Source organism: Octadecabacter sp. R77987, assembly GCF_042466115.1.
Classification (GTDB): Bacteria; Pseudomonadota; Alphaproteobacteria; order Rhodobacterales; family Rhodobacteraceae; genus SW4.
On the sequence record NZ_JAXHBQ010000001.1, the window covers coordinates 1,485,658 to 1,504,957 of the forward strand.

Genomic DNA, 19,300 nt, shown 5'->3' on the forward strand with positions numbered 1-19,300 from the left:
CGTATCTGTGATCCTCATGTCCCTCGCCGCGCCCGCCGTGGCGAGGGATATTGTTTTGGGGCTGCCGATCGACTGCGACCTGGACGAGGTTTGCTATATCCAGCAATTCGTCGATCATGACCCAAGTGCAAACGCCCGTGACTTCGCCTGCGGAATGCTGACCTATGACGGGCACAAGGGAACCGATTTCGCGCTGCCCGACCGCGCGATGGTTGACCTTGGTGTCAACGTGGTCGCTGCCGCGCCCGGGACCGTGCGCGGGGTGCGCGATGAAATGCCCGATATCCTGCAAGGCCAGGCCGGTGCGCCTGACACAACAAATCGCGAATGTGGCAACGGTGTGGTGATCAGCCACGGCAACGGCTGGGAAACGCAATACTGCCACATGAAACGCGGGTCGATCACCGTGCGAACGGGCGACCGTGTGGCGATGGGTGCCGTCTTGGGCCAGGTCGGGATGAGCGGGCAAAGCGAATTTCCCCACCTGCACCTGTCCCTGCGCCAGAACGGCGATGTGGTTGATCCCTTCGATCCCGATGGCACCATCACCTGCGGCGAGATCGACGAGACGCTGTGGACACGTCCGGTTTCCGCGCCGCCCGGTGGGATGATCAGCATCGGGTTTTCTTCGGGCGTTCCCGACTACGACCTGATCAAGGCTGGCGATGCCGCTGCCCTGTCGCTGGCACCGAACGACGATCTTGTGCTGTGGGGATACGCCTTTGGCGGCCTGACCGGCGATGTGATGGTGACGACAATCACACCCCCTGACGGCACGACAATCGAAACCCGTTCGGACCCTCTGGACCGCCCCAAGGCACAGTATTTTCGCGCAGGCGGGCGGCGTGCCCCGGATGGTGGCTGGCCCGCGGGTGCCTACACGGGCAGCGTCACGATCCTGCGCAATGGCGCGGCATATGACGTCATGCGCGCGACAATCAGCGTTCAGTAAGCTTCAGTTCGATCCGGCGGTTTTGCGCCCGTGCAGCATCAGTGTCGGCCGGGTTGATAGGCTGGTATTGCCCAAACCCATTGGCCGCCAGACGATCCGGCGGAATACCCAGAAAGTTCACCATATAAAGCACAACCGACAGCGCGCGCGCCTGACTAAGCTCCCAGTTGTTGGCGAATTCACCAGTGCCGGACAGCGGCACATCGTCGGTATGCCCGTCCACGCGGATCACCCAATCAATTCCATCGGGAATTTCATCCGAAATGGCGCGCAGGATGTCGGCAACCTTGGCAATTTCACCACGCCCGGCATCAGACAACGTGGCGCGCCCCTGTTCAAACAGAACTTCAGACGAAAACACGAAACGGTCGCCTTCAATGCGCACGCCATCCTGACCATCCAGAACCTCGCGCAATTCCCCAAAGAAATCAGACCGGTAGCGTTCCAGATTCTGCGCCTCGGCGGCCAGTCGGGCGGCCTCGGCCTCAAGGCGTTCACGTTCCGCCTGTTCCAGCGCCAGCGCGCGGCGTTCTTGCGCGGCCACACGGGCCAGCGCGGTATTAAGCTGCGCACCAAGGCTTTCAATCTGCACTTGCGCGGCGACATCTTCGTCCTCGGCCAGATCAAGCAGGGTTTGCAGCGTGCCGATCTGGTCGCGCAGGGCGCGCACCTGTTCATTCAGGATCGCAACTTCGCGTTGGCTGTCGGCCGATAGCGCCTCTTGCTCGGCCAGCGCCTGATTGGCTGCGGCCAACAGCGCTGCTTGGCGGTCGGCCTCGCTCATCTGGGTCGCGGCTGCATTTTCGGCAGCGGTCACAGCGGCCAAAGCTTCGGCCAAGCGCGCCTCGAGGGTCGCGCGCGCAGTGCCTTCCGTTTCGCGCATGGCGGCGATCTGCGCTTGCAAGTCGTCCTGCGCCAACAAGGCTTCGGCCAATCGGTCTTGCAGGTCTGTCTGCTCGGCCTCGCCTGCTGCAACGGCGGCGGCAAGCGCAGCCTGCGCCGCGTCAAGCGCGGTTTCGCTGCTGTCCTGATCTGCCAGTGCTGCCAAAAGGCGCGCGTTCAGATCAGCCTTTTCGGCGGTTTCGTTCACCAGTGCCGCCTCGGCCTCGCGCTGCGCCAAAAGGGCGGCGGCAAGACGCAAGTCCAGATCGTCCTGCGCCGTTTCAGCGGCGGCAAGCAGGGTCAGGGTTTCTTCGGCAGCGCGGCGCTGTTCTTCCAATGCGAGGGTCATCGCGGTCAGTTCTGCATCTGCATCCGTCAGCTTGTCGCGCAGGGCTTGCGCCGCGGCAGCATCAGCCAGTTGTGCAGCTTCCAATTCGGAAATGCGCGCCGTGTCAGCCGCGCCCTCAGCGCGAAGATCGGCCACCAAAGCCTCGAGCGCTTCACGGCGTGCAGCCGCAAGGCGCGCGGCCTCAGCACTTGCGTCAATTTCATCGCGTGCGGTTGCCAGCGCCAGATTCAACGCGTCCTGTTCACCAAGCAATTCATCGCGCGTGCCTTCCAGTCCCGCGACCGTTTCGCGCAGGTCACTGCGCTGCGCGAGAAGGCCCGCGACCTGTGCCTCGAACCCTGTGATACGGTTTTCAGCCGCGACCAGCGCAGCCGCTTGCGCATCGCGCTCCTGCGTGAGGCTGGCGACCAAGGCCGCCTGTCGTTCCGCTTCGTCGGATGTCGCGGCAAGTGACGTGGTCAACGACCCGACAGTTGCCGCCAGTTGCGCAGAACGGTCCTGTTCCAGCCCCAAGGCCTGCGCCAGCGATGCCACTTCGGCCGTGAGTTGCGACAGGCGCGATTCCTGTCCTGTGATCGTTTCGCGCAGAACGAACTGGATCACCATAAAGATCGTCAACACGAACATCAGGACCAGCAAAAGACCCGTCATCGCATCGACAAACCCCGGCCAGATCGAGGCCTGAAACCGTGTGCCTGTGCGCCGGCTTAGGGCCATTAGCCCTGCCCGCCATCACCCTTGCGGGCGCGGTTTTGCGATTGGCGCAATGCGCGGGTCAGCGCAGCGATGTCTGTGCGCAGATCGGCCAAAACCTCTTGGCGACCCGCTGCCATTTCCTCGAGGATGCGCAGCAGTTGCACATCAATCGAGCGCAAGCGCATCCGGCTTTCGGCGTCGATCCCTTCCATGCCGCTGTCTTGCAGCTTTGCAATCAGCGCCTCCTGGCCATCGGCCACGCGAAGCAGGGCGGCATTGCTGTCACCCTGATCCAGTTTTTCCGTCAGTTTTTCCACAGCGCCGACAAGATGTCCCATGCGTTCGTCAACCTGCGTGCGGCTGACATCCGATTGCGTGAACATCAGCTGCAGGGATTCCATTTGTTCGGCCATGTGATCAATCACACCGGCCATCACGTTTGCTTCGCCGCTGCCGCCTTCTTCGCCGCTGGCGAAACCGACGCGGGTGATCGTTGACAGCCATTCCTCAAGTTCGCGGTAGAACCGGTTCTGGCCGTGACCTGCGAACAGTTCAAGCAGGCCGATCACCAGTGACCCGGCCAGCCCCAACAGCGACGAGGCAAAGGCCACGCCCATCCCGCCAAGTTGGCTTTCCAGCCCCGCTTGCAGGCGGTTGAAGATATCGACGCCTGTTTCACCTTCGTCAGGGGTCAACGATTGGATCGTTTCGACGAGCGCGGGCACCGTCGTGGCAAGGCCATAGAACGTTCCCAAAAGGCCAAGGAAAATCAAGGTATTGACGATATATCGCGTGATTTCACGGGCTTCGTCGATGCGTTGCGCCACACTGTCCAGAATGGACCGGCTGGACGACGACGAAATCTGCATCCGCGATCCGCGTGAACGCAGCAAGGTTGCAAGCGGCGCTAGCAATTGTGGCGCGATCGTAATCTCGTGGCCGATCCGTTCGCGTGCGAACCCTTCGATCCAGCGCACCGCGCGGATCAGTTGCGTGACCTGCCCGAAACAGGCCAGTATCCCGATGAAAAACACCACCAGAATAAAGCCGTTCAGATACGGATTGGCGAGGAATACCGGCCCCACGCGCGGCGCTGCCAGATAGGCACCCGCCGCGACAAGGGCCAGCACAACCAGCATCGACGTGATCTGGCGCACGGGTTGGGAAAACTGCGGCTCGGCCTCTGGGTCCCTTTTGTCCATCTGGGCAACAGGTCCTCTCAATTGTTTGTGGCCCTGAACATAGGGGCAGCGCGCGCAAAACCCAAATGAAATATGCCTGATCAGCCTGTTGTCAGGGCGCGCACACGGGTCACGAGCCACGCCATTTCCGCGTCCTTGATCCCCATCTGCGTCAGGTGACTGGCCGTGTTGAACAGGTATTCGGTGTTGGGGCCGCGCCCACCCACGGCACGCGCGATCATTTGCGCCTGCTGTTCCAGCGGAAACTGGCAATACTGCACGTGATCGCGATTGATCACATAGGCCAGCGCCGTGACGGTTTCGCCGCCTTCAAGGATCAACGGCACATGTGCCTCGAGGTAGGCGGATGAAATCAGCTCGCGCTCGCGCAGGTAGGTATGCACCGCGTCTTCTTCGCCGTCTGCCACGCGAAACGCCACGCCGGTGCAACGCCCCCCCTCTGCCTCGTCCAGCGCCAGCACCAGCCCCGGATCATCTTCGGTGCCGCGATGATGGATCGACAGCATGCAGAAACTGCGGTGATACCCGTCCAGCCGCGCTGTGACGGTTTGCGCAGGTGTGAAACCGGGGTTCCACAAAAGTGATCCGTATCCGAAAACCCAAAGCGGCATTGTGCTGGTCCTTGCAAACTGGCCCCTGTAAACACCAGCTTGGGTTTGGGCGAAAGGGCCACGTGATGAAGCGTTTGATCTGGATCGTCGGTATTTTTGCGCTGCTGTATGGCGGCTACTGGTTTGTCGGGCGCAGCGGCATCCAGACTGGCGCTGAAACGGTGCTGACCGACATGCGCGATGATGGCTGGACGGTGGATTATACCGACCTGTCGACTCGCGGTTTTCCATCGCGATTTGACACAACCTTGACCGATGTGACCCTGTTTGATCCCGCGACCCTGTCCGGCTGGACCGGTGACTGGCTACAGGTTTTTGCCTTGTCCTACCGCCCCAACGAGGTGATCGCCCTGTTCCCTCCAGACCAAACGCTGACCCTTGGCGGAGAAGAATTTCGCCTTGAAAGCAGTGATATGCGGGCAAGTGCCGCCGTGCGTGCTGCAACAAACCTGCCGTTCGACCGCGCGACACTTGATATGCAGGCGCCGCGCCTGAACGGGCCCGATGACGCATGGCAAATCGCCGCCAGCCGCATATTGATCGCCTTGCGCGACACGCGCGTCGCGACCAATACCTATGATTTTTTCGCAGAGGTTGAATCTCTTGCCCTTCCACGGGACATCCGTCTGATGCTTGATCCTGATGCTGCCCTGCCCCAGGCAATCCGGTTGGCGCGGCTTGACGGCAATCTGTCCCTGTCCCATCCGGTTGACCGCTTTGCGGGGGATGCTCCGGTTAATGTCACGGGCATTTCCCTGCGCGAGTTTGCCCTTGGCTGGGGTGATCTGGAGTTCCGTGCCGTGGGTGATATTGTGGCTGATGCGTCGGGCTTTGCAAGTGGCAACGTGACCCTGACCCTGCGCCGCTGGCAAGAGGTTCTGGACCTTCTGGTGCGCGCGGGCATGGTTCAGGAAAACGCCTCGTTCACGATCGCGGCGATGGCACAAAACATGGATGCAACGCCGGATGATCCAGACCTTCTGACGCTAAAAGTCACAATGGCAAACGGGCTGATGAACATTGGCGGCCTGCCGGTCGGCACAGCGCCGCAGTTGCGCTAGCGGCAGTAGCTGCCAGACCTGTAGCGCGCCGTGTCAAAATGGAAATGATCGCGATGATCAGCATTGGCATCGGGGCCAAGAACAGTTCCGAATGGCCCGCAGGCCGCGCGGTGCATTTCGCGCAGCGCCCGCCCGCGCGCGCCCGACCCCCAGTCACGCAACACGCTGATTTCCGACCCGTCCCGTAGTTTGATCGCGGAAATGTCGATTGCGCGCCCAAAGGCGTGTTCCGACAGCCGCCCGCCGCTACGGGTGCGGCAGGAATAGTGCCCGATCACCCTTAGACCTGCGATGCCGCCACCCTGATCGGCAACTGCGCGGCGCGCGCCGTCCTGAACCCAGCGGCGCAGCGCGCCCGCTGTGCGGCAATCCATGATCGCCGAAGGCGACAGGCGCACGCCAGCGACTGTTCTCACCCGCACGGCGCCTTCGACACCACAACTGCCAGGACCGGGATGATTGCCAATCGTATCCCCCTGAATTTCCAGATCGCCGCAAACGGCACCGCGCTGGCGTTCACGATCTATCCGGCGCGCCATCGCAAGAATTTCAGGCGGGCGCACCGTTGGGCGCGGTGAAAACGGCACAGCTTGCAAACTCATCGTGGACAGGAACCATTCGGCCCGCGCTTCGGGACCGGTGCGGGCGATGGCAGGAACGACCGCGCGCGCAACTGGCCGCAGCGACGTGTCGGGCGCTTCGGCCATCGCGGCGACGGTCAGCGCCAACAGCACGATGAATGCCGCGCGGATCATGTTTTCTTGGGTGCGCGGCCAAAGTTCGGCGCATCCGTATCCTGCCCTGCTTCGATGATTCCGCGGCGGATCGCGCGGGTATGGGTGAAATAGTCGTGCAACATATCACCGTCACCCTGACGGATCGCGCGCTGCAGGGCGAACAGTTCTTCGGTAAAGCGACCCAGTATTTCCAGCGTGGCCTCTTTGTTATTCAGGAAAACATCGCGCCACATGGTCGGGTCGCTGGCCGCAATACGAGTAAAATCGCGAAAACCGGCGGCCGAGTATTTGACGACCTCGCTATCGGTCACGCGGCGCAAATCATCGGCCACACCGACCATCGTGTAGGCAATCAGGTGCGGCGTGTGGCTGGTGACGGCCAGCACCAGATCGTGATGATCGGCCTCCATCGTTTCGACGAAACTCCCCATTCCTTCCCACAAGCCACGCAAGCGGGCGACCGCATCGGCGTCCGCATCACCCGGCACGATCAGACACCATCTGTTGTCGAAAAGCTCCGCAAAGCCCGACCGCGGCCCCGATTGTTCGGTCCCTGCCAAAGGGTGGGCTGGCACAAAATGCACGGTGTCCGGCAGGTGCGGCGCGACCGCATCAATCACCGCCTGCTTTACGGACCCGACATCGCTCACTGTCGCACCGGCCTTCAGGACCGGCGCTATTTCCGCAGCGACCGCGCCCATCGCGCCGACGGGCACACACAGCACGACCAGATCTGCGCCATCTGCCGCTTCGGCTGCGGTCTCGGCGATGTGGTCGCACAGGCCAATCTCGCGGGCAATCGCGCGTGTTTCGGCAGACCGCGAGGTGCCGACGATTTCGCCAGCAAGCCCCGCGCGGCGCATCGCATGCACCATGGATGACGCGATCAACCCAAGGCCGATCAGGGCAACGCGGTTGTAAATCACACTCATGTCCCTGCCCCTTTGAATTGGCCGACCGCGTGGACGACGCGGCGACAGGATGCTTCGTCACCCACGGTGATGCGCAGGCAGTTAGGCAGCCCGTATCCCGCGACACGGCGCACCAGTATCCCTTCGCTGCGCAGGTGTTCGTCACAGGCTACCGCTTCGGCCTCGTCCGCAAAGCGCGCCAGCACAAAATTCGCCATCGAGGTATCGGACGGGACACCCAAAGCGGCCAAACCGTTGGCCAACCATTCGCGCCAGCGGGCGTTTTCCGTGCGGCACTTTTCCAGATAGGCCGTATCGCGGACCGCGGCTTCTGCCGCGGCAAGGGCGGCGGCGGACAGATTGAACGGACCGCGAATGCGGTTCAGCACATCAATCACCGCGCGTGGGCCATAGCCCCAGCCAACACGCAGCCCACCAAGGCCATAAATCTTGGAAAAGGTGCGCGACATGAACACGTTGTCACGCCCATCGAGCAGCGCGGCCCCCGCGTCATAACCTTCGACAAATTCGGCGTAGGCACCGTCAAGAACCAGCATCGCTTGCGGTGGCAAGCCATCGGCCAGTCGTTCCAGTGCCGCCATGCCCAGCATCGTGCCGGTCGGGTTGGCGGGGTTGGCGATGAACACCAGTTTCGTGCGCTTGGTGCAGGCCGCCAGAATGGCATCCACGTCCACCACGCGGTCACGTTCGGGCACATTGACGGCCTTGGCCCCCACGGCCGAGGTATAGATCGGATACATGGAAAACCCGTGGTCCGTATAGATGATCTCGTCGCGCGGGCCAGCATAGGCTTCGGCCAGAAGATGCAGGATATCACCACTGCCGACACCGCAAATCACGCGGTCGGGATCAACCGACCAGACCTCGCCGATGGCACGGCGCAGGCTTGCATGATCTGTCGACGGATAGCGGTGCAAATCATGTACGGCGCGCGAAAACGCTTCCTTGGCGGCAGGGCTGGGGCCAAGCGGGTTTTCGTTGGACGACAGCTTGAGAACATTGGTCTGCCCGTCAACGCTGGATGCGCCGCCCTGATACAGCGCAATATCCAGAATTCCCCGTTGCGGTTTGATCTTCGCGCCCATGGCAGAGGCCTTTCCCATAATCCTTGCAACTTCTAGCGGCCACATCCGTCCAAGACCAGCCAGAAGGTGCAGATACGCAAAAGGGCCGCAGCTTGCGCCGCGACCCTTGAATTTGAACTGCCTGAACCGATTAGTTCTTGGCGTAAAATTCCACGACGAGGTTCGGTTCCATCATGACGGGATAAGGCACATCGCCCAGCGCAGGGGTGCGCACGAACGTTGCTGTCATTTTGGAATGATCGGCGTCGATGTAATCGGGCACGTCGCGCTCGGGCAGCTGTGTGGCTTCCAGAACGACAGCAATCTGCTTGGATTTCTGGCGCACTTCGATCACATCACCTTCCTTGACGCGGTAGGACGGGATATTGACGCGCTGGCCGTTCACGGTGACGTGGCCGTGGTTCACGAACTGGCGTGCGGCAAACACTGTCGCCACGAACTTGGCGCGGTACACAACGGCGTCCAGACGGCGTTCCAGCAGACCGATCAGGTTTTCACCTGTATCGCCTTTTACGCGCTCGGCCTCGCCATAGATGCGGCGGAACTGCTTTTCGGTCAGATCACCGTAGTAACCTTTCAGCTTTTGCTTGGCGCGCAGCTGGATGCCGAAATCGGACAGTTTGCCCTTGCGGCGCTGACCGTGCTGGCCGGGGCCATATTCACGACGATTGACGGGGGATTTCGGACGACCCCAGATGTTTTCACCCATCCGGCGGTCAATTTTGTATTTGGCAGACGTGCGTTTGGTCACGGCTGATCTCCTTCTTAGGGGCCCTTGAGGGCGTGAAGGGCGTTGTCCTCTGGCCGAAGCCCGACAGGCATCCCCTTGCAGGGGCCACCAACACCAATGAATGCGCGCTTATATAAGTGTCTTGGACGGAGTCAACGGCTATCTGGCTGCGGCCCAAAGGTAATGTTGCTGGGCCGTTTCAAGGCAATCCATAGCGTTGCAAATATCACGATCAGGCTCAGGATAAACCAGACGGATCCAACGATCCCTTCGGTCAATCCGGTCCGCCCCGCGATTGACGCCGCATCACTCATCACATCAGACCCGAACCGGCGTGGGATGATCGTGTCGGTGGCAATATCCCACGGCACATAAAGCATGCTTGCCAGCCCGATCACCCGCAGGATCAAATCAGACACCTGGGCATGCAGCCACCACGCCACCGCAATCAACGCCGCCCCGATCAGCAGGGTAAACCCGACCGCGAACATGTCGCGCATATAGAATAATGCCGCAAAGATCATCACGGCCCCAACGCCTGCGGCCACAGCCCTGTCCGCGCGCGATAGAACAGCAGCCAAAAACAGCGCCGCACCAATGATCAAAGACCCAAGATAGCCCGCTGTCGAAATCCAGAACCCGTTGCCACCCCGGGTGACGGCAAGCCCGCCTTCGTTTTGATGGAAGGTAACGGAAACAACCTCGCCACCCGTCGCCAGCGCCATGCCTGCGTGGGACAGCTCGTGAAACAGCACGACAAGCACACGAAGGGGCCAGATCACATTGGTGTTCCAAAGGGCGTAAATCAGAGCCGTCAGCACGATCAACTGCCAATGGCCCATGAGGTAGCCACCAACCTTGGCCAAGTTCAGGCCGCCTTGTGACGCAGGATCGCCGCCTCGCTGCCCGAGAGAACGCGGCGCGCATATGCACCGTATGCCTGCGGATCAGCCTGAATTTCGGGCACCTGCGCAAACAGAAGCGCGCGCTGGTCCGGGTCCATCGTATCAAGGCCGGCACTGGCCGGGTGAAAGCTTTCGGTTTCCACGTTGTTGGCAAACACGACCTGATGGCTGGGCAACAACATGTGGATATAAGTCACCTCGCGCACCGCGTGATCAACCAGGATGTTGTGATCGTTCACCAGGTCACGGGCCGTCACCAACACTTCGTCGGCATTGAACAGTTCGCGCGCCCGCGCGCCGCGCAACAAAATCCGGTGATCGGGGGATACCAACAGGCCTTCGTCCGGCACGTCCTGATCCAGCGATCCGGCGCGCAATCGCACAGGTGCCAGATGCGGCATCGCGTATAGGCGCGCGCCCGTGATGCGGCGGCTTCCGGTCCACAGAACTTCCTGACAGCCATTGTCCTTGGTCTGCACAAAGTCGCCCTGCGTGATATCCTCTATCCGTTTCGCACCTTCATCGGTGCGGATCATCGTGCCCGGCGTAAAGCAAATCACACCGCCGGGGCGATCCTCGACCTGATCGCGCGCATCCAGATTGACGTTATGGCTGACAACCCAAAGGTCCACGTGGCGCGGCGGGATTTCCCCCACGAACATCAACAGGCGCGCCGATGGGCTGGCCCCTTCGATGATCGTCACGGTCCATGTGTCGCGTCCGTCAGTAACGGTGAAACTGGTTTCGGCCAGTTGTACAGGCACTGTCACCTGATCCAGCCGTGATGTATCTGCCTCGACTGCGCGCAACAGTTTGCGCACCGAGTGCGCTGCGCGTTTGCGAAGGTCTGCCTCTCCCATTGCGTCGCCAAGCGGTAATATCTCGCGGGGTCCGTCAACGCGCACGGCGTCGCCGGTCCACGACCAGGCGGTGCCAACGCGCAATGCGTCCAGCGGTGCGGACCAAAGCCCGTCCAGTTCCGTTTGCGACCAGGAGATGACAAACGTGCCCTTAAAGCCCGTTTTCATGCCCGTATCTGCCTCATATTGTCATACCGCGTCTTTGCGCAGCTTTACGAGACAACCCTAACAGGGGTGATTCGCACGGATCAAGTCACTTTAAGAGTGACCGTTAACTATTTCTTCAGAAGTTGAAATTTAGCTTCAGTGACCCCAGAACCTGTCCTTCGGGTTGGCCGACAAATTCTTCGCTTAGATAGGTCACACCATAAAAGAACGATGTGTCCTCGAAGATTTGCCAGTGCAATCCGGCGCGTGCGCGGGTGCGGGTTTCGGTCGGGGCATATCCCAAATCGGCCGGAAGATAGACACTGTTGCCGACCATCGCGTAATCGGCACCAAGAACGAAATTCACACCGGAATCGTTGCTTTCCACGCCGCGATAAAGCTGCCCGGTGGTCACATCACGCAACAGAAAATCGTTTTGCCCAACGCGGCCGATCAACACATCGGCTCCAACGCGGAAAATTTCCTCGACGCCGGCCTGTCCTTCGACAAAGGGGCGGAACGTCACCCGATCCGACACGCGATAGCTGCGCGACAATTCAACTGTGCCACTTAGGTAAACCTGATCATCAAGCTGCGTGGCGACACCTTCGGGCGCGGGCGCGCCAACGACATCGTGGAACCATTCCTGAAAATCCGACACGCCCGTGCCGGGGCCAATCGCGACAATGTCACCGCCAACGGACACTTCAATGGTGCCAACCGCATAATGCGTGTGCGCGCCAAACGACAAGACGCCCGCATAAGGGCGATCCGATGTGCCGCGGGATGGCGCGATGATTTCAGTGCGCAACCGGTATTCCATCAAGGCGCCTGCGCGTTCGGGGCGGTTTCCGTCCCAACCGGCGCCGCGCACCTGGCTGATCACATAGCCACCCGTGCGCCAGCGATCATCGTTATCACCAAAGTAGTCATTGGTAAAAAGGCGTCCGTATCCCAATACCTCGCGCCCTTCGGCAAGGGCAGGCGTGGCAGCAGTAACGGCGGAAAACAAAAGAACGGCGGAAAGGCTACGCATGGATATCCCCAATTAGATCAGCGCCCCCCGGCCCTGTGCTTATAGGACATCGGTGTTTGATCTGGCCACGGGTTTTGGCACTTGCACCGCAGCTATTGCGCGAATGACACAGAAGGCGGTTTGCGCCGCCGCCAATTTGCGGCATGAGGGCGGGATGACACAAACCAATCCGCCCCTGTTTGCCTTTCTGATCGCCTTTGGGACCGGTGGGTTGTTGACCCTGATGGTGCTGTTCAATGGCCAGTTGGCAGCGCATGGCACAGCGATGTTCGCATCGTGGACGGCACATGGCACGGGCACGATCGCAGCGCTGGTGTTCCTGCTGATCCTGCAGCGGCGCAAGCGCAGCCCGATCATCGGTCAGGCCCCGGTATGGTCATTCCTGGGTGGCGCATCAGGCGCGCTGACGGTCGTGTTGACGTCGGTCACTGTGAACACGGCGCTGGCACTGTCGGGAACCCTGGCATTGGGATTGGTCGGTCAGGTGGGGTTCGGGCTGGTCGCCGACCGGTTCGGATTGTTCGGCCTGCCCCGCCGCCGCCCGACCTTGCACGATCTTGGCGCACTGGCGTTGATCTGCGGGGGCAGCCTGCTGATCATCTTTTCGGGGGGCAGTGCGTGACAATGGTCATCCTTGCCTTGATTGCTGGCGTGCTTGTCAGCCTGAGCCGCCAGATCAACGGGCGGCTTTCGTTGGCGACCTCGCCCATGGCCTCGTCGTTCTGGAACCATATCGTCGGCTTTGTCATCATCAGCATCATCGCCCTGGCCTTTGGTGGTCTTTGGCCTGGTGACGGCCCACCCGATCCCCCGCTGATTGCCTATATCGGTGGCACGATCGGAGTCGTGTTCATTGCCGCAAGCAGTTGGCTGATCACCCGCATAGGTGCCGTGAACACCGCGCTGATGATCATCGCCGGGCAGATGGTGTCCGGTGTTGTGCTGGATGTGGCCGCAGGGATCGCTGGCACCCCGTGGATGCGCGCCGCGGGTGTGGCGATGATTATCGCCGGCATGTGGTTGGCCCAACGCCAGCGCGCCCGCTAAATCGGGTAGTGCCTCTGCCACGATCCTGTTAGGAATGCCTGACCGATTTTTGCCCGCGAACCTTGCCTTTGTGCAAATCCGGTGCATTTTTGGACAAAGCAAAAAAACGATCCATGCAGGAGTCGCCGTGTCCCTTTTTCTAATCGTCCTGCTGCCTTTCATCGGCGCGCTTTTGCCAGGCTTGATGAATCAGGCGGGGCGATCAGCCTGCGCGGGCGTGACGTTCATGGTTTCGCTGGCAGCCTTTGTCGGGTTGCTGACAAATCTTCCAACCGTGCTGGCGGGCGAGGTCGTGATGGCCCGGATCGACTGGATGCCATTGCTGGGCCTGAACTTTACGTTGATGCTTGATGGCTTGGGCTTTTTCTTTGCCCTTCTGATCCTCGGGATCGGATTGTTGATCATCGCTTACGCGCGCCACTACCTAAGCCGCGACGACAATATGGGCGAATTTTTCACCTATCTGTTGCTATTCCAAGGCGCGATGGTTGGTATTGTCTTAAGCGACAACATCCTGCTTTTGCTGGTGTTCTGGGAGCTGACATCGCTGTCGTCCTTCCTGTTGATTGGCTATTGGAAGCACCTACCCGCAGGTCGTCAGGGCGCGCGCATGGCGCTGGCCGTGACGGGAATGGGTGGCCTTGCGATGATCGGCGGGATGCTGATCCTTGGGCAGATTGTCGGCAGCTATGACCTGAGCGTGATCTTGCAAAACCGCGATCTGATTCAGGCCGACCCGCTGTATGTGCCCGCCCTGATCCTGATCCTGCTGGGCTGTTTCACAAAGTCCGCACAGTTTCCATTCCATTTCTGGTTGCCCCACGCGATGGCGGCGCCAACGCCGGTGTCCGCCTACCTGCACTCGGCGACGATGGTCAAAGCCGGGATATTCCTGATGGCGCGGATGTGGCCCGTGCTGTCGGGCACACCGGAATGGTTCGTGATTGTCACAACCGCCGGTTTGGTCACGATGGTGCTGGGCGCGGTGATCGCGCTGTTCAAACACGATCTCAAGGCGCTGCTGGCCTTTTCAACGGTCAGCCATCTGGGCCTGATCACCATGTTGTTGGGCACAGGCACGGCCTTTGGCGCGATGGCGGCCGTGTTCCACATCCTTAACCATGCCACATTCAAGGCCGCGCTGTTCATGTCAGCGGGCATCATTGATCACGAGGCCCACACGCGCGACATTCGCCGCCTTGGCGGCCTGCGCAAGCTGATGCCTGTGACCTTTGTCATTGCCACGCTTGCGGCACTTTCGATGGCAGGTATCCCGCTGTTGAACGGGTTCCTGTCCAAGGAAATGATGCTGGAGGAAGCCAATCACACAGTGCTGTTCGGCGCGCACTGGTTGGTCCCTGTGTTGGCAACATTCGGTGCGCTTTTCTCGGCCGCATACAGTTTCCGCCTGATCGGCCATGTGTTTCTTGGCCCGGTGCGTGACGACTATCCTGCCACGCCCCATGATCCGCCAGCGGGGCTTTGGCTTCCGCCTGCCCTGTTGATTGTGCCCGTGATCGTGATCGGTGTCGCACCCTTTGTGGCCGAACCCTTTGTCAAGCTTGTCACGGCGGCGGTCCTGGGCGGCGAGGCAAGCGTGCCCTCGGCCTATTTCAAGATCTGGCACGGGCTGGTGCCTGCGCTGTTTATATCGATCATCGCGGTGGTTGGCGGTTTGGCGTTGCTGGCCGTCTTCAACCCCGCATTGCGATTCTGGGACGCGACCCCGCGCCCCGAAGCCAAGACGATTTTCGACGCAGTGATCCAAAGCGCTGTGGACGCTGCGCGCGCACTGATCCTGCCCCTGCATAACGGCGCCTTCTCGCGCTATGCGGCGGTGGCCTCTGCCGTGATCATTGCCGCCGGATATCACGCCTGGGCAACCGGCACCGTGGGCGCTGCGACCCGTTCCCTGCAATCCGTCGGCCCCGTGCCGATTGCCGGATGGGCGATGTTGGTCGCCGCAACGGCGGGGCTGGTCTTTATGCACCGCAACCGCCTGTTGTCACTGATCCTGATCGGGATCGTCGGCCTGATGGTTTCCATCGCCTTTGTCTTTCTCAGCGCGCCCGACCTTGCGATGACCCAGTTCACGGTCGAGGTAGTGACGATTATCCTGCTTCTTCTTGCACTGAACTTCCTGCCAAACCGCACTCCGGTCGAAAGCTCGGTTCTGCGCCGTGTGCGCGACGGCATTGTTGCCGTGGCGGGCGGGTTGGCGACCTTTGCGCTGGCCTATTATTTTCTGCTGCGCGATGCGGTCACAACGCCCATCTCCGAGTTCCACCTTGCCAATTCTTACAAAGGTGGTGGCGGCACGAACGTGGTCAACGTGATCCTTGTGGATTTTCGTGGCTTTGACACCTACGGCGAAATTATCGTTCTGGGCATTGCCGCGCTGCTGATTTACGCGCTGACGGAAACCCTGCTGGGTGGGCCGGTGCGCGCACGCCTGCTGAATCGCAAACCCGATCAGCCGCGCGCGGGCAACATGCATCCGATGATGATGGTCGTGCTGACGCGGGTGATCATGCCCATCGTCCTGATGGTCGGCTTTTACATCTTCCTGCGCGGTCACAACGAACCGGGCGGTGGCTTTATCGCGGGGCTGATCGTGTCGATTGCCGTTGTGATGCAATATATGGCAAGCGGGTTCTCGTGGGCCTCGGTCGCTTGCGCTATCCCTATCACGGCGTCATCGGCGCGGGCGTATTAATCGCGGGCCTTACCGGGATCGGATCGTGGTTCTTTGGCAAACCTTTCCTGACGTCGGATTTCACCTATGTGCGCATCCCGCCCTTTGAAAAGTTCGAACTGGCCACAGCGGCGCTGTTTGACCTTGGTGTGTTCCTTGCCGTTGTCGGGGCGGTGATGCTGTCATTGGAAAGCTTTTCACGGCTGGCGCGCCGCGCCCATGTGCCCGAAAGCGAATTTCCGATGGATATCGACCCGTCACGCGAAGGGCCGCTGTCAGACATTCCAACCACCAAAGAGGGAGCGTAAGTCATGGAACTGCTCGTTGCCTCGGCCATTGGTATCCTCACGGCAGGTGGTTTGTATCTGGTGCTGCGGTTGCGCACCTTTCCGGTCATTCTTGGGATTTCGTTGCTGACCTATGCGGTCAATGTGTTTCTGTTCAGTTCGGGCAGGCTGACTGTGGGGTCTGCCCCTGTCCTGCGTGATGGCGTGACCACATACGCCGATCCGCTGCCCCAGGCGCTGGTCCTGACGGCCATCGTGATTTCGTTCGGAATGACGGCCGTTGTGGTGATGATCGGCCTTGGTGCCTTCCTTGGGTCGGATGACGACCACGTGGATGACCAGCCTGACACAGATGATCAGGCGGAGGACACCGTATGACCCACTGGATCATCGCCCCCGTTGTTTTGCCCGCACTGCTGGCCCCGTTCATCGTTCTTGCGGCGCGCTACCACATCGGCATCCAGCGCGTCCTGTCACTGGTTGGCGTTGGCGCGCTGGTGGCCATCGCCGCGGCCCTTGCATGGCAAACCGCGGACGGCACGATCGTGCTGTATCAACTCGGCGATTGGGCCGCGCCTTTCGGGATTGTGCTGGTGGGTGATCGGCTGTCGACGCTGATGGTCCTCCTGACTGCGATCTTGGCGCTGTTTGTCCTGCTCTATGCGATCGGATCAGGCTGGGACGACCGCGGGCGGCATTTTCACGCACTGTTCCAGTTCCAACTGATGGGCATCATGGGCGCGTTCCTGACCGGCGACCTGTTCAACCTGTTCGTGTTCTTTGAGGTGCTGCTGATTGCATCCTATGGGCTGATGATCCACGCGGGCGGCAATGCACGGCTGCGCGCCGGTGTCCAATACGTGCTGTTCAACCTGATCGGATCAACATTGTTCCTGTTCGCGCTGGGGGCGATTTACGCCGCGACCGGCACGCTCAACATGGCCGATCTGGCGCAGCGGGTGGCCATGATCAGCCCCGACGACACGGTCGGTATCCGCGTGGCGGCTGTTCTGCTTTTGCTGGTCTTTGCGATCAAGGCGGCCCTTGTGCCGCTGCATTTCTGGCTCCCCTCCAGCTATGCCGAAGCCCCTGCCCCCGTTGCCGCCCTGTTCGCGATCATGACCAAAGTCGGCGCCTATGCAATCATCCGCGTCTATACGATGATCTTTCCGCCTGACCTTGAAGTCATGGCAGGCCTGCATGATTTCTGGCTGCTGCCTGCTGCACTTGTGTCACTTGCCATCGGCATGATCGGCGTCTTGGCCGCCAAAAAACTTGACCGTCTGATCGCCTTTTCAGTGATCGGGTCCATGGGGATGGTCATGGTGTCGATCGCGCTGTTTACCCCCGCAGGGATTGCCGCCGCGCTTTATTACATGGTTCACTCCACACTTGCGGGTGCGGCCTTGTTCCTGATTTCCGACCTGGTGCGCACGGGAAGGGCCAGCCTCGCTCTGACGCCCCAAGCGCCCATCGCGGGGGCAGCCCTGACAGCGGGCCTGTTTTTCACCGGCGCAATTGCAATGGCGGGCCTGCCGCCCCTGTCGGGATTTCTGGGCAAGCTTGTGATCCTTCAAGCTGCATATCCATCGGATTTGATGGTCTGGATCTGGGCCGTCGTCCTTGGGTCAAGCCTGATTTCGATTGTCGGGTTCGCGCGTGCAGGCAGCACCCTGTTCTGGAAAAGCCAAAGCATCCCGATGCCCGAAGATGCCCCCGAACAGATGCGCCCCGCGATCCTGTCCTATGTGGCCGTGGGCGGGCTCATCACAGTGTTGGCTGCGCACACCGTGTTTGCCGGACAGGTGCATGGCTACACCAATGCCATTGCCACCCAGCTTTTTGCGCCAACCGATTACACCGAAACCGTCCTTGAAACACCGGGCAAGCTTAGCACACCGCAGGAGGATCACTGACATGACACGCGCATTGCGATGGTTGATCCCGCATCCGTTCCTGACGCTATTGCTGGCGATTGTCTGGGTGTTGCTGCAAAACGAGGTTTCCGCAGGTATGGCCGTGTTCGGGGTGATCCTTGGTGTGCTGATCCCCTTGGCCACATCGGTCTGGTGGCCCGACCGCCCGACCAGCTTTCACATGGGCAAAATGGTGCGCTACAGTCTTGTGGTGATGTGGGACATCATGGTCGCCAATGTGCAGGTTGCCTGGGTCGTGCTGACAGTTCCCAACAGCAAGCTTAAACCCGCGTGGATCGTTGTCCCGCTTGATCTGGTCGCGCCCGAAGCCATCACCATGCTTGCGGGCACAATCACGCTGACACCGGGAACGGTATCAGCTGATTTGTCCGACGAAGGGCACAGCCTGTTGGTGCATGTGCTGCATACCGACGATCCCGATAGTGTGCGCGACGATATCAAGACCCGCTACGAGGCCCGCCTCAAGGAGATTTTCACATGAGTTTCGCAACCCAACTGATGGAAACGACCCTGATCATTGCCTTTGTCACGCTCGCCTTTGCACAGGCGTTGTGCATGGTGCGGCTTGTGATCGGACCAACCACCGGCGACCGGATTCTTGCGCTTGATACCATGGTGATCAATGCGCTGGGTATCGTCGTTCTGCTGGGAATTCACCAAGGCGGGCGCATTTACTTCGAGGTCTCGTTGCTGATCGCAATGCTGGGATTTGTGTCCACCGTGGCACTGGCCCGCTTCATGCTGCGGGGGGACATCATCGAATGACACTCGAGATTGTCGGAACCTACGCCGTCGCGGCCTTTTTGCTGATCGGGTCGTTTTTTGCACTGGTCGCGGTGCTTGGCCTGTTGAAATTCAACGACTCCATGACCCGCTTGCACGCCCCGACCAAGGTCGGCACTGTTGGCATCGGCGCACTGCTGCTGGCATCCATGCTGAACACTGCGTTGTCAGGGAACCCTTCGGCGCATGAACTTCTGATCATGGCTTTCCTGTTTGTCACGGCCCCGATTTCGGCAAACTTCATCGCCAAGGTGCACCTTCACACACGGTCGTGCAATGTGCCGCCCGCACCCCCACGCGACGATACATGGGCAACATTGAACACGCCCGAAGCCGACCGCGAGATCGAATTGCAGGACTAACCGC

19 protein-coding genes and 1 pseudogene are annotated in these 19,300 nt (G+C 60.6%); 10 read left to right on the top strand and 10 right to left on the bottom strand.

Features of this window, described 5'->3' with window-relative positions; all coding sequences use genetic code 11:
- Positions 1-16 precede the first annotated feature (16 nt).
- Entirely contained in the window at positions 17-952 is a 936-nt protein-coding gene (locus SJY21_RS07540) for a M23 family metallopeptidase (protein ID WP_377508409.1), read from the top strand.
- Here the strand turns inward: SJY21_RS07540 and SJY21_RS07545 are convergent.
- The 3 genes from SJY21_RS07545 to SJY21_RS07555 all read right to left on the bottom strand — a co-directional run bounded on the left by SJY21_RS07545 (position 939) and on the right by SJY21_RS07555 (position 4,692).
- Positions 939-2,900 carry a peptidoglycan -binding protein gene (locus tag SJY21_RS07545; protein WP_377508412.1) on the bottom strand — a complete coding sequence of 654 codons (1,962 nt, stop codon included), beginning with the start codon at positions 2,898-2,900 and terminating at the stop codon, positions 939-941. The genes SJY21_RS07540 and SJY21_RS07545 overlap by 14 nt on opposite strands.
- Entirely contained in the window at positions 2,900-4,081 is a 1,182-nt protein-coding gene (locus tag SJY21_RS07550; RefSeq protein WP_377508415.1) for a biopolymer transporter ExbB, read from the bottom strand. Before SJY21_RS07550 ends, SJY21_RS07545 begins: the two co-directional genes overlap by 1 nt.
- An 80-nt stretch (positions 4,082-4,161) precedes the next feature.
- On the bottom strand, positions 4,162-4,692 hold the full coding sequence (locus SJY21_RS07555; protein WP_377508418.1) for a gamma-glutamylcyclotransferase: 531 nt from the start codon (positions 4,690-4,692) through the stop codon (positions 4,162-4,164).
- A 65-nt stretch (positions 4,693-4,757) separates the two neighbouring features.
- Between SJY21_RS07555 and SJY21_RS07560 the strand changes: the two genes are divergently transcribed.
- A complete protein-coding gene (locus tag SJY21_RS07560) occupies positions 4,758-5,753 on the top strand; it encodes a DUF2125 domain-containing protein (RefSeq protein WP_377508420.1) in 996 nt (331 codons plus the stop codon).
- On the opposite strand, the gene SJY21_RS07565 is transcribed toward SJY21_RS07560, so the two are convergent.
- The 7 genes from SJY21_RS07565 to SJY21_RS07595 all read right to left on the bottom strand — a co-directional run bounded on the left by SJY21_RS07565 (position 5,750) and on the right by SJY21_RS07595 (position 12,185).
- A complete protein-coding gene (locus SJY21_RS07565) occupies positions 5,750-6,508 on the bottom strand; it encodes an extensin family protein (RefSeq protein ID WP_377508422.1) in 759 nt (252 codons plus the stop codon). The genes SJY21_RS07560 and SJY21_RS07565 overlap by 4 nt on opposite strands.
- Positions 6,505-7,422, bottom strand: a complete 918-nt coding sequence (locus SJY21_RS07570) for a prephenate/arogenate dehydrogenase family protein (protein ID WP_377508425.1) — start codon at positions 7,420-7,422, stop codon at positions 6,505-6,507. The genes SJY21_RS07565 and SJY21_RS07570 overlap by 4 nt, the downstream gene beginning before the upstream one ends.
- Entirely contained in the window at positions 7,419-8,507 is a 1,089-nt protein-coding gene (hisC, locus tag SJY21_RS07575; RefSeq protein WP_377508428.1) for a histidinol-phosphate transaminase, read from the bottom strand. Before hisC ends, SJY21_RS07570 begins: the two co-directional genes overlap by 4 nt.
- 130 nt (positions 8,508-8,637) lie before the next feature.
- Positions 8,638-9,258 (bottom strand): 30S ribosomal protein S4, encoded by a 621-nt coding sequence (rpsD, locus tag SJY21_RS07580; RefSeq protein WP_148056410.1) that lies wholly within the window; start codon positions 9,256-9,258, stop codon positions 8,638-8,640.
- A gap of 131 nt (positions 9,259-9,389) precedes the next feature.
- Positions 9,390-10,103, bottom strand: a complete 714-nt coding sequence (locus SJY21_RS07585; protein ID WP_377508432.1) for a M50 family metallopeptidase — start codon at positions 10,101-10,103, stop codon at positions 9,390-9,392.
- A 2-nt stretch (positions 10,104-10,105) separates the two neighbouring features.
- Positions 10,106-11,170, bottom strand: a complete 1,065-nt coding sequence (locus tag SJY21_RS07590) for a Hint domain-containing protein (protein ID WP_377508435.1) — start codon at positions 11,168-11,170, stop codon at positions 10,106-10,108.
- 115 nt (positions 11,171-11,285) lie between these two features.
- Entirely contained in the window at positions 11,286-12,185 is a 900-nt protein-coding gene (locus SJY21_RS07595) for a lipid A-modifier LpxR family protein (protein WP_377508438.1), read from the bottom strand.
- 103 nt (positions 12,186-12,288) lie between these two features.
- Here SJY21_RS07595 and SJY21_RS07600 point away from each other — a divergent pair, with 103 nt between their 5' ends.
- The 8 genes and pseudogenes from SJY21_RS07600 to mnhG all read left to right on the top strand — a co-directional run bounded on the left by SJY21_RS07600 (position 12,289) and on the right by mnhG (position 19,296).
- The gene (locus SJY21_RS07600) at positions 12,289-12,807 is read left to right on the top strand and encodes a DMT family transporter (protein ID WP_377508441.1); all 519 of its coding nucleotides are present in this window, start codon (positions 12,289-12,291) and stop codon (positions 12,805-12,807) included.
- A gap of 2 nt (positions 12,808-12,809) precedes the next feature.
- On the top strand, positions 12,810-13,232 hold the full coding sequence (locus tag SJY21_RS07605) for a DMT family transporter (protein ID WP_377513188.1): 423 nt from the start codon (positions 12,810-12,812) through the stop codon (positions 13,230-13,232).
- Between the two features lie 127 nt (positions 13,233-13,359).
- A pseudogene (locus SJY21_RS07610) lies at positions 13,360-16,235 on the top strand (monovalent cation/H+ antiporter subunit A).
- A 3-nt stretch (positions 16,236-16,238) separates the two neighbouring features.
- Positions 16,239-16,592: a Na+/H+ antiporter subunit C gene (locus SJY21_RS07615; protein ID WP_377508444.1), complete on the top strand. Its 354-nt coding sequence runs from the start codon at positions 16,239-16,241 to the stop codon at positions 16,590-16,592.
- Positions 16,589-18,130 (top strand): monovalent cation/H+ antiporter subunit D, encoded by a 1,542-nt coding sequence (locus SJY21_RS07620; protein ID WP_377508447.1) that lies wholly within the window; start codon positions 16,589-16,591, stop codon positions 18,128-18,130. The genes SJY21_RS07615 and SJY21_RS07620 overlap by 4 nt, the downstream gene beginning before the upstream one ends.
- 1 nt (position 18,131) lies before the next feature.
- Positions 18,132-18,632 carry a Na+/H+ antiporter subunit E gene (locus SJY21_RS07625; protein WP_377508450.1) on the top strand — a complete coding sequence of 167 codons (501 nt, stop codon included), beginning with the start codon at positions 18,132-18,134 and terminating at the stop codon, positions 18,630-18,632.
- Positions 18,629-18,916, top strand: a complete 288-nt coding sequence (locus SJY21_RS07630; protein ID WP_377508453.1) for a K+/H+ antiporter subunit F — start codon at positions 18,629-18,631, stop codon at positions 18,914-18,916. Before SJY21_RS07625 ends, SJY21_RS07630 begins: the two co-directional genes overlap by 4 nt.
- Positions 18,913-19,296: a monovalent cation/H(+) antiporter subunit G gene (gene mnhG, locus SJY21_RS07635; protein ID WP_377508456.1), complete on the top strand. Its 384-nt coding sequence runs from the start codon at positions 18,913-18,915 to the stop codon at positions 19,294-19,296. The genes SJY21_RS07630 and mnhG overlap by 4 nt, the downstream gene beginning before the upstream one ends.
- Positions 19,297-19,300: the final 4 nt, after the last annotated feature.

Bases quoted from the DNA above. Each gene is read 5' to 3' on its own strand.
- SJY21_RS07540 (WP_377508409.1), top strand. From the start codon at position 17: ATGTCCCTCGCCGCGCCCGCCGTGGCGAGGGATATTGTTTTGGGGCTG.
- SJY21_RS07545 (WP_377508412.1), bottom strand. From the start codon at position 2,900: ATGGCCCTAAGCCGGCGCACAGGCACACGGTTTCAGGCCTCGATCTGG.
- SJY21_RS07550 (WP_377508415.1), bottom strand. From the start codon at position 4,081: ATGGACAAAAGGGACCCAGAGGCCGAGCCGCAGTTTTCCCAACCCGTG.
- SJY21_RS07555 (WP_377508418.1), bottom strand. From the start codon at position 4,692: ATGCCGCTTTGGGTTTTCGGATACGGATCACTTTTGTGGAACCCCGGT.
- SJY21_RS07560 (WP_377508420.1), top strand. From the start codon at position 4,758: ATGAAGCGTTTGATCTGGATCGTCGGTATTTTTGCGCTGCTGTATGGC.
- SJY21_RS07565 (WP_377508422.1), bottom strand. From the start codon at position 6,508: ATGATCCGCGCGGCATTCATCGTGCTGTTGGCGCTGACCGTCGCCGCG.
- SJY21_RS07570 (WP_377508425.1), bottom strand. From the start codon at position 7,422: ATGAGTGTGATTTACAACCGCGTTGCCCTGATCGGCCTTGGGTTGATC.
- hisC (WP_377508428.1), bottom strand. From the start codon at position 8,507: ATGGGCGCGAAGATCAAACCGCAACGGGGAATTCTGGATATTGCGCTG.
- SJY21_RS07590 (WP_377508435.1), bottom strand. From the start codon at position 11,170: ATGAAAACGGGCTTTAAGGGCACGTTTGTCATCTCCTGGTCGCAAACG.
- SJY21_RS07595 (WP_377508438.1), bottom strand. From the start codon at position 12,185: ATGCGTAGCCTTTCCGCCGTTCTTTTGTTTTCCGCCGTTACTGCTGCC.
- SJY21_RS07600 (WP_377508441.1), top strand. From the start codon at position 12,289: ATGACACAGAAGGCGGTTTGCGCCGCCGCCAATTTGCGGCATGAGGGC.
- SJY21_RS07605 (WP_377513188.1), top strand. From the start codon at position 12,810: ATGGTCATCCTTGCCTTGATTGCTGGCGTGCTTGTCAGCCTGAGCCGC.
- SJY21_RS07615 (WP_377508444.1), top strand. From the start codon at position 16,239: ATGGAACTGCTCGTTGCCTCGGCCATTGGTATCCTCACGGCAGGTGGT.
- SJY21_RS07620 (WP_377508447.1), top strand. From the start codon at position 16,589: ATGACCCACTGGATCATCGCCCCCGTTGTTTTGCCCGCACTGCTGGCC.
- SJY21_RS07625 (WP_377508450.1), top strand. From the start codon at position 18,132: ATGACACGCGCATTGCGATGGTTGATCCCGCATCCGTTCCTGACGCTA.
- SJY21_RS07630 (WP_377508453.1), top strand. From the start codon at position 18,629: ATGAGTTTCGCAACCCAACTGATGGAAACGACCCTGATCATTGCCTTT.
- mnhG (WP_377508456.1), top strand. From the start codon at position 18,913: ATGACACTCGAGATTGTCGGAACCTACGCCGTCGCGGCCTTTTTGCTG.